Origin of the sequence: Aggregicoccus sp. 17bor-14 (assembly GCF_009659535.1) — a bacterium.
Classification (GTDB): Bacteria; Myxococcota; Myxococcia; order Myxococcales; family Myxococcaceae; genus Aggregicoccus.
On sequence record NZ_VJZZ01000011.1, the window covers coordinates 46,627 to 61,126 of the forward strand.

The following is a 14,500-nucleotide window of genomic DNA, read 5'->3' on the forward strand; positions in this document are numbered from 1 at the left end:
GATTGCCGTTCGGATTTCAAGCCTTAATCCCTCTAAATTTAATCCCGAGAAAAGATCCCCAGCAGATCCGCAGGGTTGGCGTGCGCAGTTGTCGGCAGCCCGGCGAGCAGGCGGGGCGCCGGGCGCGTTGCCGGCATGAACCGGGAGGGCTAAGGGGTTCACCACCGATGGCATCCCTGGTCCCGCTCAAGACTCCCCGGCCCTTCCTCCCCGTCACCCGCGCCGACATGGCCGCGCGCGGCTGGGAGCAACTGGACATCATCATCGTGTCCGGCGACGCCTACGTGGACCACCCGGCCTTCGGTCCGCCGCTCATCGCGCGCTTTCTCGAGGGGCGCGGCTTCAAGGTGGGCATCATCCCGCAGCCGGACTGGCACTCGGCCGAGCCCTTCAAGGTGCTGGGCAAGCCGCGGCTCTTCTTCGGGGTCGCGGCCGGGAACATGGACTCCATGCTCAACCGGCTCACGGCGCAGAAGAAGAACCGCTCCGCGGACCAGTATAGCCCGGGCGGGCGCACCGACTCGCGCCCCGACCGCGCGAGCATCGTGTACGCGCAGCGCTGCCGCGAGGCCTTCCCGGACGTGCCCATCGTGCTGGGCGGCATCGAGGCCAGCCTGCGGCGCATCGCGCACTTCGACTACTGGAGCGAGAAGGTGCGCCGCTCCATCGTGATGGACGCGAAGGTGGACCTGCTCGTCTTCGGCATGGGCGAGCGGCCCATCTGGGAGATCGCCGACCGGATGAACCGCGGCGAGAAGATGAGCGACCTCAAGGACGTGCGCGGCACGGCCTACATCATCTCCAACGCCGAGATGCAGAAGCACGAGGCGGACCCCGCCCGGCGCGCCGCGGACAAGAAGACGGTGGTGCTGCCCTCGTACGAGGAGGTGATCGCGGACAAGGTCGCCTTCGCGCGGATGACGCACGACTTCCAGCTGGAGACCAACCCGGGCAACGCGCGCCCCATGGCGCAGCGGCACGGCGACCGCGCGGTGTACTTCAACCCGCCGGCGCACCCGCTCGACGACGGGCGCGCCGAGGGCACGGCCACGGTGGCGATGGACGAGCTGTACGACCTCCCGTTCAACCGCGTGCCGCACCCCATGTACAAGGAGCCCATCCCCGCCTACGAGACGGTGAAGCACTCGGTGGTGCTGATGCGCGGCTGCTTCGGCGGCTGCAGCTTCTGCTCCATCACCGAGCACGAGGGGCGCGTCATCCAGAGCCGCTCGGGCGAGAGCGTGCTGCGGGAGATCCGCGAGCTGCGCCGCATGGGGGACTTCCGCGGCACGGTGACGGACCTCGGCGGGCCCACCGCCAACATGTACAAGATGAAGTGCAAGAGCGAGGCGATCGAGAGCAAGTGCCGCAAGCTCTCCTGCGTGCACCCCGGGGTGTGCGAGAACCTCGTCACGGACCACGGCCCCCTCATCGAGCTGATGCGCGACGTGCGCCAGGAGGAGGGCGTGAAGCACGTCTTCATCGCCTCCGGCGTCCGCTACGATCTCGCCGAGCGCAGCCCCGAGTACGTGAAGGAGCTCGCGGCGCACCACGTGGGCGGGCAGCTCTCGGTGGCCCCCGAGCACGTGTCCCCGCGCGTGCTGGAGAAGATGAAGAAGCCCGGCATCGAGAGCTTCGAGCGCTTCCAGACCATGTTCGCCTGCGCGAGCAAGGACGCGGGCAAGGAGCAGTACGACATCCCGTACTTCATCTCCGGCCACCCCGGCTCCACGCTCGAGGACATGGTGGAGCTCGCGCAGTGGCTGAAGAAGAACGGCAAGCGCCCGCGCCAGGTGCAGGACTTCATCCCCACGCCCATGTCCATGGCCGCCTGCATGTACTACTCGGGCATGGACCCCATGAAGATGGAGCCCGTGTACACGGCCACCGGCCTGCGCGAGAAGCGGCTGCAGAAGGCGCTGCTGCTCTACTGGAACCCGGAGCAGTGGCCGCTCGCGCGCGAGGCGCTGCGCCAGGCGGGCCGGGAGGATCTCATCGGCCGCGGGCCCCACTGCCTCGTGCCGCCGGAGACTCCGGCCGAGCGCGCCCGGCTCGAGCGCCAGGCCGCGAGCGAGCGCCCCCTGCCGCCGCGCCCGCGAGGGCGCCCCCAGCGCCCCGCGCGCAGCTGACGAAGCGGTCCCCTCTCTCTTTGGGAGAGGGTCCGAGTGAGGGATTGCACCGCCGTGCGGCGACGTGGAGCGGGCCGGCCCTGTGAGCGAGCGCTTCGACACCTTCCTCATCGTGGACTGGAGCGCGAACGGCGTGCCCAAGACGGGGCGCGACAGCATCTGGTGGGCGCGCCTCTGCTCCGGCTCCGCTGTGCTGCAGTTGAGCAACCCGTCCACGCGCCACGAGGCGATGGCGCAGCTGCGCGCGGTGCTCGCGGAGGAGCTCTCGCGCGGTGCGCGCGTGCTGCTCGGCGTGGACTTCGCGCTGGGGTACCCGCGCGGGCTCGCGCAGGCGTTGGGGCTCGCGGGCCCTGCGTGGCGCGCGCTCTGGGAGGAGTGGCGGCGGCGCGTGCGCGACGCGCAGGACAACGCCAACAACCGCTTCGAGGTCGCAGCCGCGCTCAACGCGCAGCTCACCGGCGGAGAGGGGCCCTTCTGGGGACGTCCCGCTTCGCGCGCGCTGCCGGCGCTCCCCACGCGCCGGAGCTTCGCGTACCCCGTGCGCGGGCTCACCGAGCGCCGGCTCTGCGAGCTGCGCGTGCGCGGGGCGCAGCCGGTGTGGAAGGTGGCCTACGCGGGCAGCGTGGGCGGGCAGAGCCTGTGCGGCCTGCCGCACCTGCTCGCGCTGCGCGAGGACCCGGTGCTCGGTCCGCACGTCCGCGTGTGGCCCTTCGAGACGGGTTTCGCCGTGCCGGACGGCGCGCCCTGCGTCGTGCTCGCGGAGGTGTACCCCTCGCTCGTTCCGCTGCCGCGCGAGGGCGCGGGCGTGAAGGACGCGCGGCAGGTGGAGGCGCTCGCGCGGCACTTCGCGCGCGAGGATGCGGCGGGGCGGCTCGCGGCGTCCTTCGCGAGGCCTGCGGGGCTCAGCGATGCCGAAGCGCAGGCGGTGCGGGAGGAGGAGGGGTGGGTGCTGGGCGTGTAGCGAGGCTCAGCCGAACCACGGGCCCGAGGGGGGCGCGAAGACGTAGACGCGGCCCTGCAGACCCGGTGGGAGGCGGCGCTGCACCTCGGCGTGCACCTGAGCCGGAGCGAGCGACTGGCTGAAGTGCATCAGCACCAGGGCCTCGTTCTCGAAGGCATCTGCCCGCGCGATGAGCTCGTCCAGGTGCAGGTGCGCGCGGGCCTGCGCGTCCTCGACGCTGCGGGCCGCGTCCACGAAGGTGCACTCGAGCACCAGCACGCGGCTGCGCAGCAGCTCGGGGCTGGTCTCCAGCACGCGCGAGAGCGTGTCCGTCACGTACGCGAGCTCGAGGTGCTCGGTCTCCTCGAAGACGCCCGGTGCGCCCTCGCGCCGCAGCCGGGCGATCTCCTCGCCGGGCAGCGCGCGCAGCTCGGGGCGCAGCTTCTGCACGCGCCGCAGGAACTGGTAGCCGAGCGAGGGCACCGGGTGGTGGGTGCGCAGCGCGCGCACCCAGAGGCCCGCGCCCAGCTCGCGCGTGTCCCCGGGGCGCAGGGGCTCGGGGCGGATGGAGAGGTCGCAGTGGTGCAGGCGCGTCTGGGCGGCCAGCGCCTCCTGCATCGCCGGGAGGATCTCCTCGGGCAGGAACACCTGCGGGGCTCCCTTGCCGATGAGCCGCCGGATGCCCAGCAGCGCGCCGAGCGCCCCGGCGTGGTCCGGGTGCCCGTGGCTGAGGAAGATGCGGTCGGTCCCGGCGAAGGAGCGGATGGGAACGCCTGCGTCCAGCACCGCGCCCAGCTGCGGCACCTGCAGGCTGGTGTACACCCCACCCACCGAGATGCCGCGAATCGTGTAGGGACCTGCCTGCAGCTCGGTGAGCATCGCGACGAAGCTAGTTCTCCCGAGGTCCACGCGCCATGAAGACCAAGGCTCCCGCTCCCATCTCCCTGCTGCAGGGGCGCCGCCCGCTGCCGCTGCTGGAGGCCTACTTCGAGGCGAACCAGCTCAAGCAGCTCTACCGCCAGGGATGGCTGCGCACGGGGCTTCCTCCCGAGCGCTGCGAGAGCGTGGCGGAGCACTCCTTCGGCGTGGCGCTGCTGTGCCTCCTGGTCATCGAGGCCCACTTCCCCGAGGCCGATGCCTCGCGCGCCGTGCGCATCGCGCTGCTGCACGACCTGGGCGAGGCCTACGTGGGAGACCTCACTCCGGCCTCCGGCGTGGACAAGGCCGAGAAGCACCGGCTCGAGCGCGAGGCGGTGCACCGCATCCTGGGGAAGCTGCCGCGCGGCGAAGTGCACCTCGCGCTCTGGGAGGAGTACGAGGCGGGCAGCTCCTTCGAGGCGCGGCTGGTGCGGCAGCTGGACCGGCTGGAGATGGGGCTGCAGGCCTGCATCTACGAAGGGCAGGGCGTGGGCGACCTCTCGGAGTTCTTCGCCTCGGTGCACCGCGCGCTGGAGACGCCCGCGCTGCAGGCGCTGCTCGCCGAGCTCGAGACGCTGCGGCCGGGGAAGGGCGCCTGATGGACCTGAACGTGGACGGCCTGGCGGTGAAGGTGGAGGGGCGCGGGGCGCCGCTGCTGCTCGTGCACGGCAGCGCGGCGGACCTGAGCACCTGGGCGGTGCAGCGCTCGGGGCTCGAGGCCCACGCGCGGCTGCTGCTCTACGATCGCCGCGGCGCGGGCGAGTCGCCGCTGCGCGAGGGCGAGCGCGCGCCCAGCGTGCAGGACCACGCGCGCGACGCAGCCCGGGTGGTGGAGGAGATCGCCACCGAGCCGGTCGTCGCATGCGGCTCGAGCTTCGGCGCGGTGGTGGTGCTGGAGCTCGCGCGCACGCGGCCGGAGCTCCTGCGCGGCATGGTGCTCATCGAGCCGCCCCTCGCCGCGAGTGACACCGGCGCGTTGCTGCCCCCGGGCCTGTGGGAGTCGCTCGAGCGCACCGCGGCGGAGAGTGGCGGCCCGGCCGCCTCCGAGGCCTTCCTGCGCTACGTGCTGGGGGAGGAGGACGTGCAGCGCCTGCCGCGGCTCGCGCGCGCCCGCGTGCTCTCGCGCTGGGACTCCATCCGCCGCGACTGCCTCGCGCTCGGAGACTACCGCCCCGACTATGCGTCGCTCTCGCGCGTGCAGACGCCCGCGCTGCTGCTGGGCGGTGTGCGCAGCCCGCCGCAGTACGCGCCCACGCTCGCGGCGCTGGGGCGCACCCTGCCGAACGCGCACGTGGAGCAGGTGCCGGGCATGGGCCACATGCTGCACGCGGACGTGCGCGGCCACTTCAACCGCCGGGTGCTCGCCTTCATGGAGTCGCTTCCCGCGCCCTGAGCGCGCGCGCTCAGCGCGGCGAAAGCAGGACGATCGCGGTCTGCACTGCCCAGCCCAAGTACACCAGCACGAAGGCGGCCGTGAGCGCGGGCTCCAGCACCGCGTCCCAGGCGCGGGCGAGGGGACCCTGGCGCGCGCGCAGCATGAGGCGGGCGCGCGCGCGGCGGGCGATGCGAAAGGCGACGTGCGGGGGGACGTCGCGCACGGGGAGCTGGGCGAGGCCCTGCAGCAGCGGGTCTCTCGGTGGGGTGGTCATGGAAGGGCTCCGAGAGGAGGGGAGACGTCCTGCAGCTTCGCCTCGAGCATGCCACGGGCGCGCGAGAGCCGCTGGCGGAGCGCCTCGGGCTTGAGCCCGAGCACCTGGGCGGCCTGGGCGTGGGTGAGCTGCTGCACGGCCGTGAGCAGCAGGGGCTCGCGGTAGCGCAGGGGGAGTGAGGCGAGCGCCCGCTCCAGCTGGCGCTCGAGCTGGCTCGCGGCGGCGAAGTCGAAGGGGGAGCGCGGCTCGTGCAGGCGCGCGGCGAGGCGCGCGAGGGCCTCGTGCAGCGCGGTGTCCACCACGTTCCAGCGCCGGTGGCTGCGGTGCAGGTTGCGCGCGACGGTGAAGAGCCAGGCGCCCAGCTCGGTGTCGGGCGCGAGGCGCGGGGCGTGCTGGGCGAGGCGCAGCCAGGTCTCTTGCAGCAGATCCTCGGCGACCTCCCGCCGGCCACTCAGGCGCGCGAGGAAGCCGTAGAGGGGCGCGCGCCAGCGGGCGTAGGCCGCGTCGAACGCGGCCGGGTCCCCCTTGCGCAAGTCGGCGACCAGCGCCTGCTCCTCCGTGCCCATGGGCGCATCAACGCGCGAGGGCCCCGCACGTGACAAGCGCCCCCTTTTTATTTGCCGCTGTCACGCCCGCGCCCCTCCCGCGTTGGGAGGGTGGGAGGCCGAGGCGCCAATGGAGGCGCCGGCTCACCGCGCAGGGGTGCACACATGCTGGGTCCAGGGGAGCTGATGCAGGCGGGTGGGGTGGGGATGTGGGGCGTGCTGACGCTGGGGCTGGTGACGCTGGGCAACGCGGCGCTCTTCGCCTGGCGGCCCGAGCGGCGGCGCGTCGGCGTCATCGCGTGCATGGCGCTGGCGACGGTGGGCTCGCTCCTGCTCGCGAGCATTACCGGCTTCGCCCACGTGGGCATCTACGCGAGCGACATGGCACGCGAGGGACAGTCCGTGGTGGCGGTGGTCATCGGCGGCCTCGCGGAGTCGCTCGCGCCCGCGGTGCTGGGGTTCGCCCTGCTCACCGTGACGGCAGTGGTGACGGCGGTGGGGATGCGCCGCCTCGGGGCGCTGGAGGCAGAGCCGCACCCTGCGCCCGTCACCGCGCCTGCCCGCTAGGTAGCCCAGGCGCCCTCCCGCGGCGTGCACTGGGCGAGCATGCCGCCCCATCGGCCGCAGAGCCGCTTGCATCCGCCCCCCCGGGGGCGGCAAGACTTGGGGCATGAGCAACGCCGATCGCCTCGTGGTGACCCGCTCCGCCTCCTCGGTGGTCCTGCCGGGACCCCTCCCGGACGAGCTCGCGCCGGACGGCCCGCTCTTCGTGGCCTTCCAGAAGAAGGAGGAGCGCCGCCGGCGCTGGCCCTACGCGCTGCCTGCGCTGGCGATCCTCGGGGCGATGGTCTGGGCGCTCACCCAGCACACCCAGGGGGCGACGGACATCATCACCCGCCACGGCTTCAAGACGGTGAAGCCGGGCATGACCCAGCAGCAGGTGCACTCGCTGCTGGGCCGCCCGCTCGCGGCAGACGAGGAGCGGGGCAAGGACTGCTACCGCTACGGCATGCCCACCATGGAGACTCCGAGCTTCGTGCTCTACTCGGTGTGCTTCGAGGATGGGAAGCTGCGCGACGTGCAGCAGCGGCGCTACAGCGCGTGGGACATGACGAAGCCGGGCGAGGTGAAGCCCCCGCCCGAGCCCATCGATCGCACGCGCAAGCCCTGGTCGCTCTAGTTGCCTAGAGATCGTCGCGCGTGGGCGCACGGCGCTGCGGAGCATCGTTGTTGTTGCGCTCGGCCGGGTCGCTGGTGCCGGCCCCACGGCGGGGCTCGCTGACGTCTCCGTCGCCGCGCGTGTCGCGCCGGTCGGCGTCGGAGCCGCCGATGAGTCCGGGTTGGCTGGGGCTCTGCACGGTGCCAGTGCGGCCCGAGTCCTCCTTCTCGCCTGCCATGGGTGCGTCTCCTGTCGCTCGCTCGGGGCGCCGGGAGTGGCGCCCTCACCTCCGCTCAAAGCTCTCCACGCGGGGGCTGGAGGCAAGCTGCGCTCGGCCATGAGCCCGCTGGCCTGCCGCCCGGGGAGGAGGTCTCAGAGGCCGCCGCGCAGGTAGGTCCCGCTCTGCAGCATCCCTTCGGCCGTCGTGACGAGCAGGTTGAGCAGGCGCTCGCGGTGGAAGCCGCGTACGGGGTTCAAGGAGCCTTCGGGCGCGGGGTAGCCCTCCGGGAGCGACCAGTCGGGCGGGCGCACGCTGCCGACGGGGATGGGCTCGCCGCGTCGCAGGAGGCCCACCTCCGCATCGCTCAAGGGACGCCACGGGCACCAGGGGAGCACGCCGCGGCCGCCCACGTGCACGCGCGCGCCCTCGCCCGGGTCCTCCCAGGGCCCGATGCGGGTGCGCGCGAGGCCCCCGAGGTGCGCACCGCAGCCCAGCGCCCGGCCCAGCTCCCGCGCGAGTGCGCGCACGTAGAAGCCGCCGCGGCAGGTGAGCTCGAGCACGCTGCGCTCGGGCAGCGCGTGGGAGCGCCAGCGTGCGGCGTGCAGGTACACGCGCGAGGGCGGCAGGGTCACCGTCTCCCCGCGGTGCACGCGGCGATAGGCGGACTCGCCGTCCACCTTCTTCGCGCTGGTGGAGGGGGGCACCTGGTCGTGCCAGCCGAGGAAGGGCCGGAGCGCCGCGTCCAGCGCCGCGGGAGTGAGGCCTGCGGTGGGCCCGCGCGACACCACCTGGCCGAGCAGGTCTCCGTTGTCCGTCTCCACGCCCCACACGACTTCAGCCACGTAGGTCTTCGGCGCCGCGTGCAGCAGGTCCATCAGCTGGGTGGCGGGGCCCGCGAGCAGCAGCATCAGCCCGTGGGCGAACGGGTCCAGCGTGCCGCCGTGCGCCACCGGCAGGCGCTTGCGGCTGAGGCCCGCGGCCTCCACCTCCTGCATGAGGGCGCGCACGAGGCTGAAGCTGGTGACGCCCACGGGCTTGTGGGCGAGGTAGATGCCCGGCTTCATGGCAGCTGCACGCGCAGGTTTCGCGCGCGCCGGGCGCGCTTGGGCGAGAGCTCCACGCCGACCGCGTCCAGCCCCAGCGCGTTGGCCACCGCGAGCGCGGTGCCCAGGCCGCAGAAGGGGTCCACCACCGTGCGGGTGGAGGTGTGCTGGAGGATGAAGCGGCAGGCGGCCACGCAGGCCGAGACGCCCATGGCCTTGGTCCAGGTCATCTCGCCCAGCTCGGGCAGCACGTCCGCGGTGGCGTGCGCGAGGTTCGCGCGCACGCCGCGCGAGAAGCACAGCAGGTGCGAGTAGGAGGGGCGGCCCCAGGTGACGGTGCCCGCGGGCTTGCGGCACACCACCTTGTGGAACAGCGTCTCGAAGCCGGCCTCCTCGGCGGCGCGACTGCACAGGTAGCCCTTGTCCACCCAGACGCCATCCGGCTTGATGTCCGTCTGGTAGAAGAGCGCGACGCCGTCCTCGGGGACGCGCGCGAGCACGAGCCGGGCCGCGCCCACGAACCAGCGCTTCCAGTCGGGCAGCGCCATCCCGGACAGCTCCGACACGTCCGGCAGCGAGGTGACCACCGAGCAGCCGGCGAGCGTCCCTTGCGCCTCGAGCCACGCGAGCGCGTCCGTGCAGTGCACGGTGCGCTGGGGCTGGGGGGCTTCGGGGGTGGGAGGGAGCACGGGGCGAGGAGCCTCGCCCAGGCGGGCCCCTGGCCCAAGGGGCAAGTGCGGGGCCGCGATGCAATGGCCCGGCCGCCCGTGCGTAGGCGCGGACAGGCACCCCCCGGAGAGTCCTCCATGTCCCTGCTCCTCGAAGACCTGCGCTACGCCGGTCGCATGCTGGTGAAGAAGCCCGGCTTCACGCTCGTCGCCCTGCTCACGCTCGCGCTCGCCATCGGCGCGAACACCGCCATCTTCAGCGTGGTGAACGGCGTGCTCCTGCGCCCGCTCGCCTTCCGCGAGCCCGAGCGGCTGCAGCAGCTGGTGCGCGCCTTTCCCGGGGGCGACACCACCTCGATGTCGGTGCCCAAGTACCACTTCCTGCGCGACCAGACGGACAGCTACTCGGGGGTGGCGGCCTTCGACAACCTGGGCTCAGGCTTCAACCTCGCGAGCGACGGCACGCCGGAGCGCGTGGTGGGCTCTCGCGTCACGCACAACTTCTTCACCGTGTTCGGCACGGCGCCCGCCCTCGGGCGCGACTTCCTGCCCGAGGAGGACCGTCCGGGCGCGGCGCGCGTGGTGGTGCTCAGCCACGGGCTGTGGCAGCGGCGCTTCGGCGCGGACCCCGGCATCGTGGGGCGCAGCGTGGTGCTCAACGACGAGAGCTACACGGTCATCGGCGTGGCGCCGCAGAGCTTCCGCTACCCGCAGACGGCGCAGCTGTGGACGCCCCTGCAGCTCAACCCCGCGAGCACGGACAAGGCCAACTACCTGGAGGTGGTGGGGCGGCTCAAGCCCGGGACGGCGGCGGAGGCGGCGCGCGCACAGCTCGCGCTCGTCACCGAGCGCTTCCGCAAGACCTTCCCCGAGACGCTGGACGAGAAGGAGTCCTTCGCCTCGCGCAACCTGCAGGAGTACCTCACGGGGGACCTGAAGCCGGCGCTGCTGGTCTTGCTCGGGGCGGTGGGGCTGGTGCTGCTCATCGCGTGCGTGAACCTCGCGAACCTGCAGCTCGCGCGCGCGGCGACGCGGGCGCGGGAGATCGCCGTGCGCAGCGCGCTGGGGGCGAGCTCGGGCCGCATCGTGCGCCAGCTGCTCACCGAGAGCCTGGTGCTCGCGGTGATGGGAGGCCTGCTCGGCGTGCTGGTGGCGGCGGCGCTGGTGCCCAGCCTGCTCGCGCTCGCGCCCGAGGAGCTGCAGCGCTTCGACGGCGTGGGGCTGGACGGGAAGGTGCTCGCGTTCAGCGCGGGCATCTCGCTCCTCACCGGCGTGCTCTTCGGCATCCTCCCGGCGACCCATGCGGTGCGCACGGACCTGCAGGTGGCGCTCAAGGAGGGCGCGCAGCGCACGAGCAGCGGGCCCTCGGGGGTGCGCACGCGGCGCCTGCTGGTACTGGGCGAGGTGGCGCTCGCGGTGGTGCTGCTCATCGGGGCCTCCCTGCTGGTGAAGAGCTTCGCGCAGCTGCGGGGCACGGCGCCGGGCTTCGATCCCCAGGGCGTGCTCACGATGAAGCTCTCGCTGCCCGAGGCGCGCTACGGCTCTCCGGAGGCGCTCGCGCGCTTCCACGACCAGGTGCTCGCGCGCGTGGCGGCGCTGCCCGGGGTGAGCGCGGCGGGGGCGGCGGCGAGCCTGCCGCTCGAGGGCGGGCCTGACATGACCTTCACCATCGAGGGCCGCTACAAGGGCGGCGTGGACGAGGGCGTGGGCGGGGCGCAGTACCGCGCGGTGACGCCGGGCTACTTCCCCGCGCTGCGCATCCCGCTGGTGCGCGGGCGCAGCATCGCGCAGACGGACGGCGTGGGGGCGCCGGGCGTGGTGCTGATCAACGAGACCGCGGCGAAGAAGTACTTCAAGGACCAGGACCCGGTGGGCCAGCGCATCTGGGTGGGCAAGCCGGTGGTGCCGGAGCTCGCGGACGCGGCGCCCCGCGAGATCGTGGGCGTGGTGAAGGACGTGCGCGAGGGGGGCCTGGAGAAGGAGGTGCCCGCGGTGCTCTACATCCCGATGGCGCAGGTGGCCCCCGCGCTCAACACGCTGCTGGTGCGCCTGCTGCCGCAGAGCCTGGTGGTGCGCAGCTCGGCGGGGGACCCCGCGCGGCTCGGGCCCCAGGTGAGCCGGGAGATCTGGGCGGTGGACTCGCGCCAGCCGGTGACGAACATGCTCACCATGGAGGAGATCGTGGCGCGCTCCCTGGGGGCGCAGCGCTTCAACATGCTGCTCATCGGCACGCTCGCCGCGCTCGCGCTGGTGCTCGCGGCGGTGGGCATCTACGGCGTGCTCAGCTACCTCGTGAGCCTGCGCACCCAGGAGATCGGGGTGCGGGTGGCGCTCGGGGCCACGCGCCAGAGCGTCATCCGGCTGGTGCTCGCGCAGGGCATGGGGGCGGTGCTCGCGGGGGCGGCGCTGGGGGTCGCGGGCGCCTTCGCGCTCAGCCGCCTGCTCGCGAGCCTGCTGTACGGGGTGAGCGCCGTGGACCCGCTCGCCTTCGTGGCCTCGCCCCTGCTCCTGCTGCTGGTGGCGCTGGGGGCGACCTACCTCCCTGCGCTGCGGGCCGCGCGCGTGCAGCCGATGGTGGCGCTGAAGGCGGACTAGCAGCGGGACTGCGCACTCCCGGACGCCGTGTGCGGGGGCGGCGCACCGGGGGGCAGTGCGTTCGTCTGCTGCCGCACCGGCTCCTGTCCCCATCGACGATGGTGGCAAGCCCCCCGGCCGCCCTACCTTGCCGAAGGCCTGCTGCACCCGGGGGGCAACACCGATGACGTTCAGCTCAGAGCTCCGGGAGATCCCCGGAGCGCGCTGGGTCTCCGCCGCAGCGGCCGTGGTGGCCGTGACGGTGACGGGCCTCGCGCTCGTGGGCTGGGCGTTGGAGGTGCCGGGGCTCTACCGCTGGGGCCCGGCGCTGCCGGACATGGTGCCCGCCACCTGCATGCGCGTGCTGCTGCTCGCGCTCGCGCTGGTGCTGCAGCTGGTGCCGGGCGGCTTCCGGCTGCAGTCGCGCGTGGCGCAGGCGACGGCGGCCGTGGCGGTGGTGCTGGGGGCGATGACCCTGTGGGAGGCGCTGACGGGTGAGCAGCTCCCGCTGCTCCTTCGGGCGGGCAACCTGCAGCCGGAGGGAGGGCTCGCGGCGCGCCCCGCGCTGAGCACGGCCCTGAGCGTGGTGCTGCTGGGCCTCGCGCTGCTGCTGCTCGAGGTGCCCTCGTGGCTCGGGGTGCGCCCCAGTGAGGTGCTCACGCTCGCCAACGCGCTGCTGCTCACCGTGGTGCTCAACGGCTACATCCACCGGGTGGGCAGCCTGGACCCGCGGCCCAGCGGCGGGGTGCCGCTCGCCATGGCGCTGCCCACGGCGGTGGCGCTGTTCAGCCTCGGACTTGCCACCCTGTGCGCGAGGGTGGGGCGCAGGGGGGTGATGGCGCAGCTCACCAGCGCGAAGCTGGGCGGCTTCTTTGCCCGCAGGCTCGCCCCCTACGTGGTGTTCGGGCCGCTGGTGCTGGGAGTGCTGCTCGCGGGGCTCGCGGCGGGCACCGGGCTGCCGCTCACGCTGGCCACGGTGATGCTCGCCTCGCTCGTCTCGGCGCTGGGCCTGCTCTTGCTCCTGCTCGCGGCGCGCGTGCTGGACCGCATCGACCGCACGCGCCAGGAGGTGGCCGAGGCGCTGCAGCGCTCGGAGGTGCGCTTTCGCGGCCTGCTGGAGACCGCCCCGGACGCCATCGTGACGGTGGATGCGAGCGGGCGCATCCTCTACGCCAACGCGCAGACGGAGCGGCTCTTCGGCTTCCCGCGCGCGGAGCTGCTCGGCCAGGACGTCTCCGTGCTGCTGAGCGAGGTGCGCCGCAGCGCGCACCGGCGCGAGCGCAACGCGTACTTCTCCTCGCCCCTGCTGCGCGCGCAGCGCGGGGTGATGCGGCTGGTGGGCACGCGCAAGGACGGGCGCGAGGTGCCGCTCGAGGTGAGCCTCAGCCCGGTGGAGGAGGGGAGCTTCACCGAGGTGACGGCGGTGCTGCGCGACATCTCCCGGCGCCTGCAGGCGGACGCGGAGCGCGAGCGGCTGCTCAGCCTGGAGCAGCAGGCGCGCGCGGAGGCGGAGGCAGGCCAGGCGCTGCTGCAGACGGTGCTCGACGAGGCCCCGGTGGGGGTGCTCTTCGTGGAGCCGGGCGAGGCGCCTCCCCTGGTGAACCGTGCGCTGCGCGAGCTGCTGGGCAAGCCGGGGCGCGTGGGGCGCGAGCAGCTGGTGAGCCGGCTGCGCATGCCGGACGGGGCCACCCTGCCGGTCGCGGACATGCCCTTCGCGCGGGCGCTGCGCGGCCACTCGGTGCGCGCGGAGGTGTACCTGCTGCAGCCCGAGGGGCGCCCCGCGGTGCCGGTGCTGGTGAACGCGGCCCCGGCGCGCGAGCCGCGCGGGCGCATCCTCGGCGCGGTGGTGACCCTGCAGGACATCTCGGCGCGCTGGGAGCTGGAGCGGCTGCAGGAGGAGTACGTGGGGCTCATCTCCCACGACCTGAGGAACCCCCTCAACAACATCTCCGTGCGCCTGCAGAACCTGCGGCGGGTGCTGGAGGTGCGCGGGCGCGAGGAGGAGCAGGACTACGCGCGCGAGCGGCTGCTGCTGGATGGCGTGCTGCGCAGCGTGGACCGGATGAACGGGATGGTGGAGGAGCTGCTGGACACCACGCGCCTGGAGAGCGGCGTGGAGCTGCACAAGGAGCCCACCGAGCTCGCGCGCTTCCTCGCCGACGTCATGGAGCGCACGGTGCTGCCCGAGGAGCGCTCGCGGCTGCGCCTCGAGGTGCCGAGGCCCGTGGGGCCCGTGTCGGTGGACCCGGCGCGGCTCGAGCGCGTGGTGGTCAACCTCCTCTCCAACGCGCTCAAGTACTGCCCGCCGGGCACCCCCGTGGTGGTGCGCCTGGAGCGCGAGGGCGGGGTCGCGGTGGTCAGCGTGCGCGACGAGGGGCCCGGCATCCCCGAGGACAAGGCGGCGCGCCTCTTCGAGAAGTACTTCCGCGTGCGCTCGGTGAAGGGCGTGGAGGGCCTGGGGCTGGGGCTCTACATCAGCCGCCTCATCGTGGAGGCGCACGGCGGGCACATCTGGGTGGACAGCCACCCGGGCGCGGGCTCCACCTTCGGCTTCAGCGTGCCGGTGGGCACGGGCGCTGCGGGCGAGGCGGCGCCGCGCACCCACGAGGAGGACAGCTCGGAGCTGGCCAGCGCGGGGCCCCCGGGATAGGGGGG

At 73.5% G+C, this 14,500-nt stretch carries 14 protein-coding genes; 8 read left to right on the top strand and 6 right to left on the bottom strand.

The genetic code is table 11. The features are described from left to right. Nucleotides 1-167: 167 nt before the first annotated feature. Complete coding sequence (locus tag FGE12_RS20445; RefSeq protein WP_153868216.1) at nt 168-2,129, top strand: YgiQ family radical SAM protein; 1,962 nt, start codon at nt 168-170, stop codon at nt 2,127-2,129. Nucleotides 2,130-2,211: 82 nt separating this feature from the next. After that, the gene (locus FGE12_RS20450) at nt 2,212-3,090 is read left to right on the top strand and encodes a cobalamin biosynthesis protein CbiG (protein WP_194798109.1); all 879 of its coding nucleotides are present in this window, start codon (nt 2,212-2,214) and stop codon (nt 3,088-3,090) included. 6 nt (nt 3,091-3,096) lie between these two features. Here the strand turns inward: FGE12_RS20450 and FGE12_RS20455 are convergent, their stop codons facing one another. Then, entirely contained in the window at nt 3,097-3,948 is an 852-nt protein-coding gene (locus FGE12_RS20455) for an MBL fold metallo-hydrolase (protein WP_153868217.1), read from the bottom strand. Between the two features lie 35 nt (nt 3,949-3,983). Here FGE12_RS20455 and FGE12_RS20460 point away from each other — a divergent pair, with 35 nt between their 5' ends. Continuing rightward, on the top strand, nt 3,984-4,586 hold the full coding sequence (locus FGE12_RS20460; RefSeq protein ID WP_153868218.1) for an HD family hydrolase: 603 nt from the start codon (nt 3,984-3,986) through the stop codon (nt 4,584-4,586). Continuing rightward, nucleotides 4,586-5,380 (top strand): alpha/beta fold hydrolase, encoded by a 795-nt coding sequence (locus FGE12_RS20465; protein ID WP_153868219.1) that lies wholly within the window; start codon nt 4,586-4,588, stop codon nt 5,378-5,380. Before FGE12_RS20460 ends, FGE12_RS20465 begins: the two co-directional genes overlap by 1 nt. A gap of 10 nt (nt 5,381-5,390) precedes the next feature. Here FGE12_RS20465 and FGE12_RS20470 read toward each other — a convergent pair whose 3' ends face one another. Continuing rightward, entirely contained in the window at nt 5,391-5,636 is a 246-nt protein-coding gene (locus FGE12_RS20470) for a hypothetical protein (RefSeq protein ID WP_153868220.1), read from the bottom strand. After that, nucleotides 5,633-6,202: an RNA polymerase sigma factor gene (locus tag FGE12_RS20475; protein WP_153868221.1), complete on the bottom strand. Its 570-nt coding sequence runs from the start codon at nt 6,200-6,202 to the stop codon at nt 5,633-5,635. The genes FGE12_RS20470 and FGE12_RS20475 overlap by 4 nt, the downstream gene beginning before the upstream one ends. 144 nt (nt 6,203-6,346) lie before the next feature. Here FGE12_RS20475 and FGE12_RS20480 point away from each other — a divergent pair, with 144 nt between their 5' ends. Then, nucleotides 6,347-6,748 (top strand): hypothetical protein, encoded by a 402-nt coding sequence (locus FGE12_RS20480; protein WP_153868222.1) that lies wholly within the window; start codon nt 6,347-6,349, stop codon nt 6,746-6,748. A 103-nt stretch (nt 6,749-6,851) separates the two neighbouring features. Further along, complete coding sequence (bamE, locus tag FGE12_RS20485; protein WP_153868223.1) at nt 6,852-7,361, top strand: outer membrane protein assembly factor BamE; 510 nt, start codon at nt 6,852-6,854, stop codon at nt 7,359-7,361. 4 nt (nt 7,362-7,365) lie between these two features. On the opposite strand, the gene FGE12_RS20490 is transcribed toward bamE, so the two are convergent. The 3 genes from FGE12_RS20490 to FGE12_RS20500 all read right to left on the bottom strand — a co-directional run bounded on the left by FGE12_RS20490 (nt 7,366) and on the right by FGE12_RS20500 (nt 9,292). Further along, on the bottom strand, nt 7,366-7,578 hold the full coding sequence (locus FGE12_RS20490) for a hypothetical protein (RefSeq protein ID WP_153868224.1): 213 nt from the start codon (nt 7,576-7,578) through the stop codon (nt 7,366-7,368). A 134-nt stretch (nt 7,579-7,712) separates the two neighbouring features. Next, nucleotides 7,713-8,624: a tRNA pseudouridine(55) synthase TruB gene (gene truB / locus FGE12_RS20495; protein WP_153868225.1), complete on the bottom strand. Its 912-nt coding sequence runs from the start codon at nt 8,622-8,624 to the stop codon at nt 7,713-7,715. Continuing rightward, the gene (locus tag FGE12_RS20500; RefSeq protein WP_194798110.1) at nt 8,621-9,292 is read right to left on the bottom strand and encodes an SAM-dependent methyltransferase; all 672 of its coding nucleotides are present in this window, start codon (nt 9,290-9,292) and stop codon (nt 8,621-8,623) included. The genes truB and FGE12_RS20500 overlap by 4 nt, the downstream gene beginning before the upstream one ends. A 117-nt stretch (nt 9,293-9,409) precedes the next feature. Between FGE12_RS20500 and FGE12_RS20505 the strand changes: the two genes are divergently transcribed. Next, nucleotides 9,410-11,866: an ABC transporter permease gene (locus tag FGE12_RS20505; RefSeq protein ID WP_153868226.1), complete on the top strand. Its 2,457-nt coding sequence runs from the start codon at nt 9,410-9,412 to the stop codon at nt 11,864-11,866. A 163-nt stretch (nt 11,867-12,029) separates the two neighbouring features. Then, nucleotides 12,030-14,495, top strand: a complete 2,466-nt coding sequence (locus tag FGE12_RS20510; protein ID WP_153868227.1) for an ATP-binding protein — start codon at nt 12,030-12,032, stop codon at nt 14,493-14,495. Nucleotides 14,496-14,500: the final 5 nt, after the last annotated feature.